10 protein-coding genes are annotated in these 15631 nt (G+C 69.6%); 4 read left to right on the forward strand and 6 right to left on the reverse strand.

What is annotated here, in order from left to right; genetic code table 11:
- The first annotated feature begins 77 nt into the window (after nucleotides 1-77).
- Nucleotides 78-3131 carry a TonB-dependent receptor gene (locus Q8Q85_07145; protein MDP3774030.1) on the forward strand — a complete coding sequence of 1018 codons (3054 nt, stop codon included), beginning with the start codon at nucleotides 78-80 and terminating at the stop codon, nucleotides 3129-3131.
- A gap of 113 nt (nucleotides 3132-3244) precedes the next feature.
- On the opposite strand, the gene Q8Q85_07150 is transcribed toward Q8Q85_07145, so the two are convergent.
- Nucleotides 3245-3523, reverse strand: coding sequence for a GNAT family N-acetyltransferase (locus Q8Q85_07150; protein MDP3774031.1), 279 nt, complete (start codon nucleotides 3521-3523; stop codon nucleotides 3245-3247).
- Between the two features lie 42 nt (nucleotides 3524-3565).
- Between Q8Q85_07150 and Q8Q85_07155 the strand changes: the two genes are divergently transcribed.
- Nucleotides 3566-4639 carry a M14 family metallopeptidase gene (locus Q8Q85_07155; GenBank protein MDP3774032.1) on the forward strand — a complete coding sequence of 358 codons (1074 nt, stop codon included), beginning with the start codon at nucleotides 3566-3568 and terminating at the stop codon, nucleotides 4637-4639.
- Here Q8Q85_07155 and Q8Q85_07160 read toward each other — a convergent pair.
- From Q8Q85_07160 to Q8Q85_07175, 4 genes are read right to left on the reverse strand one after another with little or no spacing between them, the layout of a single operon-like run.
- Nucleotides 4636-5592, reverse strand: a complete 957-nt coding sequence (locus Q8Q85_07160; protein ID MDP3774033.1) for an alpha/beta hydrolase — start codon at nucleotides 5590-5592, stop codon at nucleotides 4636-4638. The genes Q8Q85_07155 and Q8Q85_07160 overlap by 4 nt on opposite strands.
- Nucleotides 5589-6245 carry a response regulator transcription factor gene (locus Q8Q85_07165; GenBank protein ID MDP3774034.1) on the reverse strand — a complete coding sequence of 219 codons (657 nt, stop codon included), beginning with the start codon at nucleotides 6243-6245 and terminating at the stop codon, nucleotides 5589-5591. Before Q8Q85_07165 ends, Q8Q85_07160 begins: the two co-directional genes overlap by 4 nt.
- Complete coding sequence (locus Q8Q85_07170) at nucleotides 6242-8032, reverse strand: sensor histidine kinase (protein MDP3774035.1); 1791 nt, start codon at nucleotides 8030-8032, stop codon at nucleotides 6242-6244. The genes Q8Q85_07165 and Q8Q85_07170 overlap by 4 nt, the downstream gene beginning before the upstream one ends.
- Nucleotides 8029-8175 (reverse strand): hypothetical protein, encoded by a 147-nt coding sequence (locus Q8Q85_07175; protein ID MDP3774036.1) that lies wholly within the window; start codon nucleotides 8173-8175, stop codon nucleotides 8029-8031. Before Q8Q85_07175 ends, Q8Q85_07170 begins: the two co-directional genes overlap by 4 nt.
- Nucleotides 8176-8379: 204 nt before the next feature.
- Here Q8Q85_07175 and Q8Q85_07180 point away from each other — a divergent pair, with 204 nt between their 5' ends.
- Nucleotides 8380-11559, forward strand: a complete 3180-nt coding sequence (locus Q8Q85_07180) for a glycosyl hydrolase (protein ID MDP3774037.1) — start codon at nucleotides 8380-8382, stop codon at nucleotides 11557-11559.
- 22 nt (nucleotides 11560-11581) lie between these two features.
- On the opposite strand, the gene Q8Q85_07185 is transcribed toward Q8Q85_07180, so the two are convergent.
- The gene (locus tag Q8Q85_07185) at nucleotides 11582-12892 is read right to left on the reverse strand and encodes a PLP-dependent cysteine synthase family protein (GenBank protein ID MDP3774038.1); all 1311 of its coding nucleotides are present in this window, start codon (nucleotides 12890-12892) and stop codon (nucleotides 11582-11584) included.
- Between the two features lie 123 nt (nucleotides 12893-13015).
- Between Q8Q85_07185 and xdh the strand changes: the two genes are divergently transcribed.
- Nucleotides 13016-15631: a selenium-dependent xanthine dehydrogenase gene (xdh, locus tag Q8Q85_07190; protein MDP3774039.1), complete on the forward strand. Its 2616-nt coding sequence runs from the start codon at nucleotides 13016-13018 to the stop codon at nucleotides 15629-15631.

The raw sequence follows: 15631 nt of genomic DNA on the forward strand, positions 1-15631 counted from the left end.
GGCCGCCGTTCTTGCGCAATCACCGGCCCGGTCATACGTTGGCACCAGTCAAACTTCCACAGCGGAGGCTGCCTCCCATGTCACATCGCAAGGCCGTGCACTGGTATGCGTGTGCGCTGTCCATCGCCCTCTCCCTTCTCACCTTTCCCACTTCGCTGTCCGCGCAGTCCCAAGCCACGTCCGGCGTCATCCGCGGCGTGGTGCACGGGCCGGATGGGAACGTGGTGAACGGGGCGACGGTCGTGCTGCGCAACACCGAGACCAACATCGAGCGCAGCGTGCCGACCAACGAGCGGGGCATCTTCGTCGCCTCGCTGCTGCCGGTGGGCACCTACAACGTCATCGCCCGCTCTCCGGGCTTCAGCGAGGCCCGGCGGCAGGGCGTGGCGCTGCGGCTGGGAGAGACGGTCTCGCTGGACCTGGCGCTCGGCGCGGTCACGCTGGCGCCGATCGAGGTCACCTCGACGCCGCCGGTGGTGGACCCGAGCCGGGTGGAAGCCTCGACGCGCCTCAGCGCCGACGAGGTCGCGGGCCTGCCCAACAACGGGCGCAACTACGTCAACCTGATGACCCTCACGCCCAACGTGGCAATCGTGCAGGGCCCGGACGGCGACGAGATCTCCGTCAGCGGCCAGCGCGGCATCTACAACAACATTTCGGTGGACGGGGCGGATTTCAACAATCCGTTCTTCGGCGAGCAGCGCGGAGGCCAGCGGCCCCCGTTCACCTTCAACCTGGACGCGGTCCAGGAGATGGTGGTGATCGCCGACGGGGCGAGCGCCGAGTTCGGGCGGTCGGGCGGCGGGTTCGTGAACGTCCTCACCAAGTCGGGCACCAATACGCTTCGCGGCACCGCGCACTACTTCGGACAGTCGAACACCTTCTCGTCCGACCTCTTCCGCGGCCAAGGCAACCCCGACTTCTCCCAGCATCAGTTCGGCTTCACGCTGGGCGGACCGATCATCCGGGACCGGGCGTTCTTCTTCGTCGCGTACGACCAGCAGATCGCCAGCGGGACCAAGCAGACCAGCCCGAGCCGGATCGACGCGTCGCTGCGGGCCTGGATGGACACCGCGTTCAGCGGAGCGCTGGCCGGCGACTACGACCCCATTGAGCGGACGAACAACGCGAACGCGCTGATGGTCAAGATCGACTGGCGCCTGAACCCAAGGCACAGCCTGGCGCTCAAGTACAACTACACCAACAGCCGGCAGGAGAACGGCACGTTCGACGTGGACACGTGGGCGCGCAGCGCCAACGCCGTCGAGCGCGACTACTCCAACGCGATCAACGGCAGCCTGGTGTCCCTCCTTTCGCCAACGATTTCGAACGAGTTCCGGTTCCAGTACTCCCGTGAGGACCGGCCCCGCCCATACGAGGGCCCCGGCTTCCCAGGCACCAGCGGTGCGCTGTTCAACACCGGCACACGGCCGTTCCCCGACACCGGCGCCGACTTCGCCAACGGCTATCGGTGGGGAATGCCGTTCTTCATCCCGATCACTGCGTACGACACTCGCATCCAGCTAATTGACAACCTGAGCGTGGCACGCGGCAGCCACCTGTGGAAGGCGGGCTTCGAGTACAACCGCACCGAGGCCAACCAGACGTTCATCGGTTTCGCCAACGGCCGGTACATCTTCGGCAGCGTACCCGGCTTCTTGAACTACGTCGCCCAGGGCCCGACCTACGTCGAGTGCGATGACGGCACGTCGAACAACACCGGGTCGTGCGGCGCCGCCAACATCACCGGCCCGCTCCTGCTCTTCCTCCAGTTCGCGCCGGTTCAGGCGGGCACCTCGGTCCGGGACGCGGGCACGCAGTCCATCGTGCAGACCGAGTTGGCGGTCTTCCTACAGGACACGTGGCGGCCGCGACCCAACCTGACCGTGAACTACGGCCTAAGGTGGGAAGCGCAGATCCAACCAGACCCGATCACCCCGCCCGGGACGGTGTTCTATCAGCCGTTCATCGCGGCGCGGGCCTCGGGCAACACGTTTCCCTCGGACGGCACCATCCCGGCCGACTGGAAGATGTTCCAGCCGCGGCTGGGCATCGCGTGGGACGTGAACAACAACGGACGGCAGGTGGTCCGAGCCAGCGCGGGCATCTATGCCGCGCGCTCGCCCGGCCTGATCTTCGCCAGCACGCGTACCAGCAACGGCTCGATCGGGCAGACGGTCTTCCAGGCGAGCTTCTTCAACGGCTTCGGTGCCATCCCGCCGGTCTACGGGCCGACGCTGCCGAGCTTCGGCACCGGCACGCCCACGCGGCCGGGCATCTTCGTAACGGACGCCGATTTCCAGAACCCGCGCACCTACGCCATCAACCTGGCCTACGAACGCGAGCTCCGGCCCGGCCTGGCTGGTTCCGTCAGCTACGCCATGGCAGCCACCAACAACCTGAACCGGTTCATCGACCGGAATGACGCGGTCTTCGGAAGCCCCTACACGAATTTCCCCGGCACCACGGCCAACGGACTCGGGGGCGTGACGGTGCTCGAGAGCTCGGCGAAGTCGCGCTATCACGGCTTCACCGCGTCGCTGCACGGCTCGATGACGAGCCGGGTGGACTTCCAGGCCAACTATACGCTGTCGTTCGACAAGTCCGACGACGACAACGAGCGCGACCCGTTCAGCTTCCGCTATGCTAAGGCCAACCGCCTCGAGCGCGAGTACAACTGGTCCGACCGCGACCAGCGGCACCGGGTCAACATTTGGGTGCTCGAACGGTTGCCATGGGATCTGTTCCTCAACCATCGCATCAGCTTCTACTCGAAGCAGCCGACGTCCGACGCGTGCGGCACGAACAACCAGGGCACCGGCCAGCCGGCGGTGACACCGGGGGACCGAGTTTGCCGAGATGCTGGCGGGACCGAGACCGGCGTGGTCCTCCAGCGCAACACGCTCCGGAAGGACAACGCGTTCTTCCAGTGGGACCTGCGGATCTCGCGTCCGTTCCGCGTGGGCACCTCCCAGCGCGCCGAGGTGATCCTCGAAGTCTTCAACGTGACCAACACCTTCAACCTCCGGAACCCCAGCGCGCCGGGGCTACTGTTCAACTTCGACGGCACGATCCGTAGTGGCCTGGGCGATCCGCGACGGTTGCAGGGCGGATTGCGGTGGGAGTTCTAGATTAGACTCAGAAGGAAGAGTTGCAGGATCGAGAGTTGCAGGAAAAAAGCGAAGACGTCGGAGGGCCCGGTGAGCAACCCGGGCCCTTTGGCTTCAGCGGCCGCGCGGCGCGGTCAGCCCGCTAGCAGCGCCCGGTACTCGGGGTGCCGCTCCACCACCGAGCCAACGAACCAGCAGCTCGGCATCACCTTGAGCCCGTTGGCCCGGGCGTAGTCGAGGGCGTGACGGACGATCATCGAGCCGAAGAAGCGGCCGCGCGCCTCGAAGGGCACGAAGGTGCTCTGGAAGTCCAGCGTGTTCTCACCCGCCGGCGCATAGAGCAGATACGCCTCGCCGGCGTTGGTTTCCAGGACGAACTTGCGCCGAGCCTCGTCATGGCGGATGTCTAGCATCGTCACCCGTTGAACTTAACGCCCCATCCACAGGAATCGCGTATGCGACTCGCGCTCGTACCGCTCGGCCTCCTGACCGCCCTCACCGCCCTCGCCGCGACGGCGCGGGCTCAGCAACCCGGCTCCTTGACAGTCGGAGCCGTCACCGCGCGGCCGGGCGAGATGGCCTCCGGCTTCATCGAAGTGCCGGCGGGCGTGGACTCCGCGACGCGCATTCCGATCACCGTCGTGCGCGGCCGCACCCGCGGACCGACGCTCGCATTGATCGCGGGGACGCACGGCTCCGAGGTCGCGCCCATCGTCGCGCTACAGCGGGTGCGGCGGGAGCTGGATCCGGCGCGCCTCGCGGGTACGGTCATCCTGGTCCACATCGCGAACCTGCCGTCCTATCTCCGGCGCACCATCTACTACAGCCCGGTGGACGGGAAGAACCTCAACCGCGTCTACCCCGGCCGCGCCGACGGCACCAGCTCCGAGCGCATCGCGTACGCGATGACGCGCGAGGTGATCGAGCGCGCGGATTACGTCGTTGACATGCACGCCGGCGACGGCAACGAGTCGCTGCGGCCGTACAGCTACTGGATGCCGCTGCGGGTGGACGCTCGGGTGGACTCGCTCGCGCGCGAGATGGCGCTGGCCTGGGGCCTCGACCACATCGTCGTGGACACCACGCGCCCGCGCGACCCGAACGCCTCGGCGTACACGTCCAACACGGCGATGACGCGCGGCCGGCCGGCGATCACGACCGAGACTGGCGCCCTCGGCATCGCGTCGGAGGAATCGGTGCAGCGCAACGTCACCGGCGCGTTCCGGCTGATGCGCTGGCTCCGCATGTGGCCGGGCGACATCGAGATGACCGAGCACCCGGTTTTCCTATCGCGGACCGAAGTGCTGCGCAGTCCGCGCACCGGCATCTGGTATCCGCTGGTCGAGCGCGGGCAGACCGTGCAGCAGGGGACGGTACTGGGCTACGTCACGGACTTCTTCGGGACGTCGCGGACGGAGATCCGCGCGCCCTTTGCCGGCGCGGTGCTCTATGTGGTGGGAACGCCGGCCATGACCGAGGGCGAGCCGGTTGGGATGATCGGGGAGCCGTCGCGCGGGGACCGGCGCTAGGGCGGGCCGGACCCCTCCGGACGCTCGGGCATCACCGTATCGAGCCACCTGGTCGTCGAGTCGTTCAGCGCGCTGAGGAGCGCCGCGTCGTCCGGCCGCAGGTGGCGGCCACCCACCCAGATCACTCGCTTCGGCTCACCGGCCGCTTGGTAGAGCGCCTCCACCGATCGGCGTGGGATCCATTCATCGTTGGCCCCGTTCACGAGGAGCAGCGGACGCGGCGCGATGAGACCGACCCACCGGGTAGGCTCGAGCGGACGCAGGACGAAAGCTATCGCCGCCGCCGTAACCCTGCGCAGCGGGCGCCACGTGATCTCCTTTTCCAGCCGGCTGTCCCAGACCAGCCGCATGTTGCCGCCACCGAACAACAGCGCGACCGCCCTGGGGCGCGGATCGCCGCTCGCCCACGCCACCACGCCTGGAACGCCGAGGCTCGCGCCGATGGCGCCAAGCCGGGCGGGGTCGACGTCCGGCCGATTCGCGAGGTAGTCGGCGGCAACGGCGAGCGCCTGAGGTGTCGCGATGATCCTCGCCCGTACCGCGGGCAGCCTTAGGAGCAGCGCAGGCAGGGAGAGACGCGAGGGATCGCGCCACGGGTAGTCGCACGACAACACGATGCCGCCGTAGGCCGGATTCACGAGCAGCGCGGCCCGGCGTCCAGTTTCGATGCCTCCCGACACGAGCGCGGCCGGGAACCGCCGCCCGGCCGCTCCAGGCGCCGGCCTGCGCAGGATGCAGTCGAGCCGCAGCCCTCCACTTGTGGTCAGCGTCACCTGCTCGACGACGACACCGGCGCCGCTCGAGTCGGCCACCTCCGCACGCGCATTGGAGAGCCAACCGTGGTCTACCGGCCGGCCGGTCGCGAGCCACCCTGCCACGGCCAGCACCAGACCCACCGCGCCGGCCCGCGCGAGCCGGTGCCGGAGCGTACGACGCGTTGAGGAATCCTTCACTCGTCGTTCAACATCCCTTGCTCGATCGCGAATCGCGTGAGGCCCGCGACGGTGCGGATCCCCAGCTTCTTCATCAGGCTGTCTCGGTGCGCCTCCGCCGTGCGCGTGCTGATCCCCAGCTCCGCCGCCGTCTCCTTGTTGGTGAGGCCCCGCGCGATCCGGGTCAGCACCTCGCGCTCCCGTGCCGTCAGCGCTTCCAGCAGGGCGCCCGCGGCCGGCGCCGGCTGCTCGCGGATAGCGGCCGTCAGGTGCCGCGCCACCTGGGGGCTGAAGAAAGCACCCCCCTCGTGGACCGCGCGGATCGCCTCGCGGAGTTCCGCGGGAGTCGTGTCCTTGCGCAGGTAGCCGTGCGCGCCGGCGCGCACGCTCTCCACCACATACTCCGTGTCGTCGTGCACGCTGAGGATGAGGACGCGCGCCTCGGGCACCCGTTCCCGCAGCCTGCCAACCACCCGCAACCCCGATCCTCCCGGCATCGATATGTCGAGCACGACCACGTCGGGCCGGTGCACCTCGGCCAACGCGAGCGCCTCGTCACCCGTCGCGGCCTCGGCCACCATGACGAATCCCGGTGCGCCGGCCAGCACGGTCCGGATGCCTTCGCGCACCACGCTGTGGTCGTCCGCGACCAGGACCCTGATATCGCCGCTCACGCGTCCACTCCCATCCGCGGTGCCGCACCGCCGTTCGCCGGGATCCGGATCTCGAGCTCAGCGCCGCCCTCGGCGTGCCCACTTACCCGAACCGTCCCGCCCAACGCGGTGATCCGTTCGCGCATCCCCGCCAAGCCCAGGTGTCCCTCCCGCTCGAGCCGGTCAAGGTCGAACCGCCCGTCAAAGCCCCGGCCGTCGTCGCGCACGTCCAGCGCCACGACCCCACGGTCCGCCGCGAGACGCACCGCGACCCGTCGCGCGCCCGCGTGCTTCACGACGTTCGACAACGCCTCCTGGAGCGCGCGGAACAGCGCCAGCTCCGCCTCTTCGCTGAAGGACGGTAACTCCTCCGGGAAGTCCACCTCGACTTCGATCTCTCCGCGCTCGGCGAACGACGCCGCGAGCGAGCGCAGCGCCGGCAGCAGGCCCAGGTCGTCGAGCAGCGACGGCCTGAGGTCGCGGGTCACGTTGCGGATCGACCGCATCCCCGTGTCGATCAGCTCCAGGGCACGCTCCAGCCGCCCCGCCGTCGCCGGGTCCGTCTGTTCCCGCAGCACACCCAGCTGGAGCTTCACCGCGGCGAATACCTGCGCCGTCTCGTCGTGGAGGTGCAGCGACAACCGGCGCCGCTCCTCCTCGTGCTGTTCGATCATCCGCGCCTGGAGCCGCGTCAGTTCAGCGGTGCGGGCTTCGAGGCCGCGATAGAGGTCCGCGTTCTCGAGCGCCGCGCCGATCTGCTGGCCGAGCGCGAGGAGAAAGCCCTCGTCGAGCGCCGCGAACGGATCGCGCGCGTCCCCGACGATGACCAGCGCCGCCGTCGCCACCGGACCGCGCAGGATCGGCAGCACGACGGCGTAGGCGTAAGGCGGCCCGAACGGGAAACGCGGGTCCACCCACTCGCGCGTGAACTGCGGATGTCCGCCCTCGATCGCCCGCGTGATCGCGCGCGCCGGGTCACCCTCCGGGGTGAGCCCGTCCCATCGCGCGCAGGCGCCCACTCCGCGCAGGAACCGGGCGCGCCCACCCTCGAGCACGTACATCGCGCTTCCCCGGGCGGCCGGAAGCGAGAGCGGGCGCTGGAGCAGCATGCCGAGGTCGTCGCTGTCGGGGCCGCCGCGCTGCAGGTCCCCCGAGAGCGTCGAGAGCGCGGTGAGGCCGCGCCGAAGGTCGTCGAGCACGAGCACCAGGATCCCCGTGCCCGTCGCCAGCACGAAGAGGATGTCGAGGTAGTAGCCCCAGGGGCTCCACGCCCCGCGCGCCCGGAGGAACGGATAGTCGAGGTGATGGAGCCCCCACAACAGCAGCGCCACGGCCAGCAGCGCCGCGCCGGGCGAGCGAACCTGCCGGGCGAACCTGGCGAAGATGCCGCCGGTCGAGAACGTGACGACGGAAAGGAACAGGACCGCCGGTCCGGCGGCCAGCAGGAAGTTGTCGAGCCGGTAGATCGCGACGTACGACCACACCAGCGGGAAGAGCATGACGCCCAGGTAGCGCCACCGCCACGCCAGCTGGCGCGAGAAGACGAGCGCGGCCCACAGGAGCGCGAGCGCGGTCCAACCCGTCACGACCTGGTGCCAGTAGAGCCACGTCCGGTCGCCCGTCACGAGGAAGCTCATGATGGCGACGACGCGCAGCAGGTAGAGCGCCCACGCGAGCGCGAACCACCGGAAATACGGCTTGCGGTAGCGATGGTACAGGAAGGCGCAGATCGCCGCCAGGCCGAAGGTGATGGCGGCCTGAAGGACGGCGGCGGATAGTTCGCTCGCGGGAACGGCGGCGGTATTCATGGCTGCGCCGGCCAGACGACCACGCGGCCGCGGTAGCGGGAGAAGCTCCGCCCCGGCGCCGGCCGCGTCGGCGTGCCGGAGGCCACGAGTGCGAAGCCGCCGCAGCCCTCCAACGCATCCCCGAACGCATCGATCAGCGACACCCCACCATTCTAGTCCGATTCACCGGCCGCTGCACGGATACCGCCGCTCAAGAAGCCTCTAGGACATCCTTGAGCCGCTCGAGGGCGTCCGACCAAGGGCTATCGCGGGCGGGTTCGGCCCCCTCTCACGCAACCGAGCGGGCCGGCGTAACGTAGTAGTGTCGCACCCCCTTCGACCCGACCCACGCACGCCGAGGTTCCGCCATGCCGGTATCACGCCATGCCTTCGTCGCCCCGTTCGCCCTCGCCCTCGCGCTTCCGACCGGCGTGATGGCGCAGCGCCGCGCCGCCCCCGCCCCCGCCCCTGCCCCTGCGGCCATGGCGGGCGCGGCGTACGACACCTCGCTCTTCCGGGCGCTCACCTGGCGCTCGATCGGGCCGTTCCGCGGCGGTCGCGTGACCGCGGCCACCGGCGTCGTCGGCCAGCCATATGTCTACTACATGGGCGCTACCGGCGGCGGCGTCTGGAAGACGACCGACGGCGGGATGACGTGGCTCCCCGTTTCCGACGCCTTCTTCGGCGCCGGATCGATCGGCGCGATCGAGGTCGCGGCGTCGGACCCGAACGTGGTATTCGTCGGCACGGGCGAGTCGCCGATCCGCGGCAACGTCTCGCCCGGCGACGGCATGTACAAGTCCACCGACGCCGGCCGCACCTGGTCGCACGCCGGCCTCCGCAACGCGGGCCAGATCGGCGCGATCCGCGTCCACCCGGCGAATCCGGACCTCGTCTACGTCGCGGTCCTCGGCCACGCCTTCGGCCCCAACAGCGAGCGCGGAGTCTTCCGTTCGCGCGACGGGGGAACGACGTGGGAGAAGATCCTGTTCCGGAGCGACAGCGCCGGCGCGATCGATCTCGCGATGGACCCGGCGAACCCGCGGATCCTGTACACCGCGTTCTGGCAGGCGGTGCGCCGGCCCTGGACTATGGAGAGCGGCGGGCCCGGCAGCGGCCTCTTCAAGTCCACCGATGGCGGCGACACCTGGACGGAGATCACGCGCAACCCCGGCCTGCCGCGCGGGGTCATCGGAAAGATCGGCGTCACCGTCTCGCACGTGAACCACGACCGGGTGTGGGCGATCGTCGAGGCGGACAGCGGCGGCGTCTTCCGCTCCGAAGACGGCGGCGCGACGTGGACCCGGCTCAACGAGGACCGCCGGCTCCGGCAGCGCGCCTGGTACTACTCCCACATCCACGCCGATCCCCAGGACAACGAGACCGTGTACGTGCTCAACACGGGGTTCTACCGCTCGGTGGACGGCGGCCGCACCTACACGACGATCGCGACGCCCCACGGCGACAACCACGCGCTCTGGATCGATCCGCACGACAACCGGCGGATGATCAACGGCAACGACGGCGGCGCCAACGTGACGTACAACGGCGGCGTGACCTGGACCGGCCAGGACAACCAGCCTACGGCGCAGTTCTACCACGTCACCGCGACCAATGACTTCCCCTACCAGGTGTGCGGCGCGCAGCAGGACAACAGCACCCTGTGCACCGCGACGCGGACCACCGGGAACGGCATCGGGCGGGCCAACTGGTATACGGTGGGGGGGTGCGAGAGCGGCTACATCGCGGTGCGCCCGGACGACACCAACATCTCCTACGCGGGCTGCTACGGCGGCTACCTCGAACGCCACGACCGGCGCACCGGGCAGGAGCGGAACATCATGGTCTGGCCGGACAATCCGATGGGCTGGGGCGCGGCCGACCTCCGGTACCGCTTCCAGTGGACCTTCCCGATCGTCCTCGCGCCCAACGACCCGAACACGATGTACGTGGGCGGCAACCTAGTCTTCCGCACCACCAACGAGGGCCAGAGCTGGACGGCCATCAGCCCCGACCTCACGCGCAACGACCCGACCAAGGGGCAGCCCTCAGGCGGGCCTATTACCAAGGACAACACCAGCGTCGAGTACTACGGGACCGTGTTCACCATCGCGCCGTCACCGCGGGACGCTGGCGTCATCTGGGCCGGCTCGGACGACGGGCGGGTGCACGTGACGCGGGACGCCGGAACGAGCTGGCAGGAAGTCACGCCTCCCGACCTGCCGGCTTGGGCGATGATCAGCCTCATCGAGGCGTCGCCGCACGACCCGGGCACCGCGTACGTCGCGGCGACCCGCTACAAGCTCGACGACTTCACGCCGTACATCTTCCGGACCAGCGACTACGGGCGGACGTGGCGGCGCATCACCGGCGGCATTCCCGCCAGCCACTTCATCCGGGTGGTGCGCGAAGACCCGGCCCGCCGCGGGCTTCTCTACGCGGGCGGCGAGTTCGGCGTGTACGTCTCGTTCGACTACGGCACCGGCTGGCAGTCGCTCCGCCGCAATCTTCCCGTGGTGCCGATTCACGACCTCGTCGTGACCCACAACGATCTCGTCGCGGCGACGCACGGGCGCTCGTTCTGGGTCCTCGACGACCTCACCCCGCTCCACCAGCTGGCGGACTCGGTCGCGCGCGCGGACGCGTTCCTTTTCGGGCCGCGCGACGTCTATCGGATCGAGGGCGGCCGCGGCGACACGCTGCGCGCGGGACGCAACCCGCCCAGCGGCGCCGTCATCCACTACTCGCTGCGCACCCGGCCCGACAGCGCCGTCCAGCTCGAGATCCTCGACTCGGATGGGACAGTCATCAAGACGTGGTCGAGCCGCTCGCGCGACTCGACAGCGCGCATCGACTCGATGCCGGGGACCAACCGCTTCGTGTGGAACATGCGCTACCCCGACGCCTCGACCTTCCCGAACCTCATCATGTGGGGAGGCGGCGTGCAGGGGCCGATGGCGCCCCCGGGACGCTACCAGGTGCGGCTCACGATCGGAGGGTGGACCGAGACGCGCCCGTTCAACCTCCTCAAGGACCCGCGCGGGTCCGCGACGCAGCCGGACCTGGTCGCGCAATTCACCCTGCTCATCCGCATCCGTGACCGGCTCTCGGCCGCGAACGACGCGGTGACGAGCATCCGCGACCTCAAGGAGCAGCTCGACGGCGTGAGCCAGCGCTCCGGCGCCCTCTCCGACAGCGCGGCGATGCGGTCCATACGCGCCCGCGCCGATTCGCTGCGGAGGCGGCTGTCGACCGTCGAAGAGGCGATCTACCAGGTGCGCAACCGGAGCAGCCAGGATCCGCTCAACTACCCGATCAGGCTGAACAACAAGCTGGCGGCGCTCGGGAGCGTGGTCGCGAGCGGCGACGCGCGCCCCACCGATCAATCGTACGCCGTCTTCGAGGACCTCTCGGCGCAGCTGCAGGCGCAGCTCGACCGGCTCCGCGCGATCGTCGAGACCGATGTGCCGGCCTTCAACGCGCTGGTGCGCGAGCGCGACGTGCCCGCCCTGATCGTGCGCACGAGCCAGAGAGGAACGAACCGGTAGCGGCCGGAAGGACCGACGAACCCTAGGCGCGCGCGGCCAGCTCCAGGCTGCAGTCCTCGAAATCCACGCAGGTCCGGCAGGCGCGCCGGAAGGTCCTGAGAACGAGCAGCTCCACGTCCGGAGAGAGATACGTATCCTTCACGGGCTCGGCCTCGAGCAGGCTGGTGCTGAGGTACTTCTTGTTGTCGTCGGCGAAAACGGTCACCGCGACGGCGTCCGGGCCGAGCCGTTCCTGCGCCAGCAGCGCGCCGAGGAAGTTGGCGCCCGACGAGATCCCCACGCCGAGCCCGAGCTTCGCGGCCAGCGCCTGCGCCATGAGGATGGCGTCGCCGTCGCTCACGCCGATCGGCTCGTCCAGCAGCGCGAGGTCCACGATCGGCGGGATGAACTCGTCCGATACCCCCTGGATGCGGTGCTTCCCCACTTTTCGGCCGGAGGAGAGCATCGGGGACTCCGCGGGCTCCAGAGGGTGGACGTTCACCTCCGCGCGCCGGCTCTTCAGGTAGCGCCCCACCCCCATCACCGTGCCACCCGTGCCCACGCCCGCGACGAACGCGTCGGGCGCGAGGCCGTTCGCGGTCAGCTGGATCCAGATCTCGGGCCCGGTGGTCCGCTGGTGCGCGCGCACGTTGGCCTGGTTCGCGAACTGGCGCGGGAGGAAGACGCGCCCCCCTCGCCGGGTCGTATCCTCCGCCCGCTCGATGCTGCCCAGGAAGCCTCCCTCCTCGCGGCTCACCGGCACCACCGTCGCGCCGAAGCTCCGGATGAGGTCCACTCGCTCGCGGCTCATCCAGTCGGGCATGAAGATCGTGACGGGGTGGCCGAGCGTACGGCCGATCGCGGCGAAGGAGATACCCGTGTTGCCGCTCGTGGCTTCGACGATCGCGTCACCCGCGCGGATCGCGCCCTCGGCGTAGGCGCTCTCCAGGATGTGGAGCGCCATCCGGTCCTTGATGCTGCCCGTGAAGTTGAGGTGTTCGGCCTTGGCGTAGACCGTCCGCTTCGATCCGCGGTAGCGGAAATCGACGGCGAGGAGAGGCGTGTTGCCGACGGCACGGGCGAGTCCCCTGAAGATGGCGGACGTCGCCAGGTCGAGGCCGGCCGGCTGGGCATCAGTCATGATTCCGAAGCTGCGCTTGGTGAATGAAGCGACCGTGAAGGCGGGATGAAGGTGCGCGGCAGTCGGGACTGGCGCGACGGTGCCGGGCCGGGTATGCCTCCGCTTGGGCGAGGTCGGCTGGCCCGAGAACACGTGGTCGGTGATGGGCACGGCCAGGACGAGCGTAGCCGGCGCGTTCCGAATCTCGTACGTGACGCCCACGGCCACTTTCACCCCGCGGGTCTACAACGTGACGGTGGACCCACCCGAGGCTTCGCGTCCCTCCCGCGTTGACGCCTTCTCGCGCCACCGTTAACCTCTCGGGGTGTTCTCTTCACAACGAGCAGACCGGTTGAGGTGGCTATCCAGTTCACGCTGAACGGTCAGAAGCGCCAGGTCGCACCGCGACCCGGCGAGTCGCTCCTGGAAACGCTCCGCGAGCGCTGCGGGATCACGTCCCCCAAGGACGGCTGCTCGCCGCAGGGGCAGTGCGGTTGCTGCCTGGCGCTAGTGGACGGCAACCCCAAGGTCACTTGCGCCATGCCGGCCGGAGCGGCGGACGGGAAGGAAGTCCTGACGCTCGAGGGGGTCGGCGCCGAGGAGCGCTCGCTCATCGCTAACGCGTTCGCCGCGGCTGCGGGGCTCCAGTGCGGCTTTTGCATTCCCGGCATCGCGCTCCGGGCCAAGTACCTCACCGACAAGAACCCGAGCCCTACCCGCGCTGAGATCGCCAAGGCGATCGACGTGCACCTCTGCCGCTGCACCGGCTACGTCAAGATCGTGGACGCGATCGAGCTGATCGCGAAGGCCAAGCGCGGCGAGCCGGTCCCCGAGCCGTGCACCGACGGCCGGGTGGGCAGCTCGCTCGCCCGCTACCGCGCCGGTGAGTACACCCTGGGCGACCGCCCCTATGTGGACGACATGACGGTGCCCGGCATGCTGCACGGCGCGGTCGTTCTCTCGCCGCACCCGCGAGCCCGGGTGAAGCGCATCGACACCTCGCGCGCGCGGGCGCTGCCGGGCGTCGGCGCGGTCGCGACGGCCGCAGACGTCCCCGGCGAGCGTTGGTACGGCCTGATCTACGGCGACTGGCCGGGGTTCGTGGCGGAAGGTGAGGAAGTGCGGTGCGTGGGTGACATCCTCGCCGCCGTCGCGGCGGTGGACCGATACACGGCCCGCGAAGCGGCGAAGCTGGTACAAGTGGAGTACGAGGTGCTCCCGCCGGTGCTCGACCCTGCCCTCGCGATCGAGCCCGGCGCGCCGCGCGTCAATCCCAAGCACGACAACCTGCTCTCGCGATCGGTGATCAAGCGCGGCGACGTGGAGACCGCGCTCGCGCGGAGCGCGCACACCGTCAGCGGCACCTGGACCACCCAGCGCATCGAGCACCTCTTCCTGGAGCCGGAGAGCGCGCTCGCGGAGCCATTGCCTGACGGACGGCTGCGGCTGTGCTCGCAGGGCCAGGGCGTCTTCGACGACCGTCGCCAGGTCGCCACGTTCCTGGGGGTTCCCGAGGAGCGGATCTTCACGGAGCTGGTGCCCAACGGCGGCGCGTTCGGCGGCAAGGAGGACATGTCGATCCAGGCGCAGACGGCTCTCCTCGCGCACCTGACCGGCCGGCCCGTGAAGCTGACGCTGTCCCGCGAAGAATCCATCCGCCTCCACCCCAAGCGGCACCCGATCACGATGCGCTACCTGGTGGGCTGCGACGCCGAGGGCCGCCTCACCGCGGTGAAGGCGCGCATGATCGGCGACTCGGGCGCGTACGCGTCGGTGGGGAGCAAGGTGCTCGAGCGCGCGGCGGGCCACGCCTGCGGCCCGTATCGCGTGCCCAACGTGGACGTGGAGTCCATCGCCGCGTACACCAACAACCCGCCCTGCGGCGCGATGCGCGGCTTTGGCGCCAACCAGGCGCACTTCGCCATCGAAGGGTGCATGGACCTGCTCGCCCGGAAGACGGGGCTCGACGGCTGGGAGATCCGCTGGCGCAACGCGCTCGAGGTCGGCGACACCTACTCGACCGGACAGGTGCTCGAGAAGTCGGTCGGGATCAGGAAGACGCTCGCCGCGGTGAAGGACGCGTACTACGGCGCGAAGCGAGAGGGCCGCGCCGTGGGCATCGCTTGTGGCCTCAAGAACAGCGGCATAGGCAACGGCGCCGCTGAGTGGGGCAAGGCGCGTCTCGTGGTGAGCGCGGACGGCACGGTCTCGCTCTACAACGGCTACACCGAGATGGGCCAGGGGCTCTTGACCGTCCTGATCCAGTTCGCCGTCGAGGTCACCGGCCTGCCGGCGTCGGTGTTCGAGCCCAAGGTGGACTCGACCTTCGAAATGCAGTGCGGCCAGACCACCGGTTCGCGCGCCACGCTGTTCGGCGGGCGCGCGGTCATGGAAGCCGCCGCGAAGCTCAAGGCCGACCTGGACGCGGGCCACACCCTCCGCGACCTGGCGGGCCGCGTGTACGCGGGCGACATCCTGTCGAACGACACGACGGCGCTCGGTGCGCCGGTGGAGAAGATCAAGACCCACACCGCGTTCGGCTACGCGACCCAGGTCTGCATCCTGGACGGGCAAGGACGCGTGGACCGCTTCGTAGCCGCGCACGACGTGGGCCGCGCGGTGAATCCGGCGTTGTGCGCGGGCCAGATCGAGGGCTCGATCCACATGGGCCTCGGTTACGCGCTCACCGAGGACCTGCCGTGCGTGAACGGCATGCCCGTCACGTTCAAGCTCCGCGAGCTCGGCGTGCTGCGGGCCAGGGACATGCCGTCCGTCGAGGTGATCCTGGTCGAGGATCCGGAGCCCGAGGGCCCGCTCGGCGCCAAGGGAGTGGGCGAGATCGGCCTGGTGCCGACCGCCGCCGCGGTCGCCGCGGCGCTCGAAGCGTTCGACGGAGTACGCCGCTATGCGCTGCCGATGAAGGATTCGCCCGCCGCGCGCGCCATGAGCGTGGGCCGGATCCGGACCGCCTGA

The organism is Gemmatimonadales bacterium, assembly GCA_030697825.1.
GTDB lineage: Bacteria > Gemmatimonadota > Gemmatimonadetes > Gemmatimonadales > JACORV01 > JACORV01.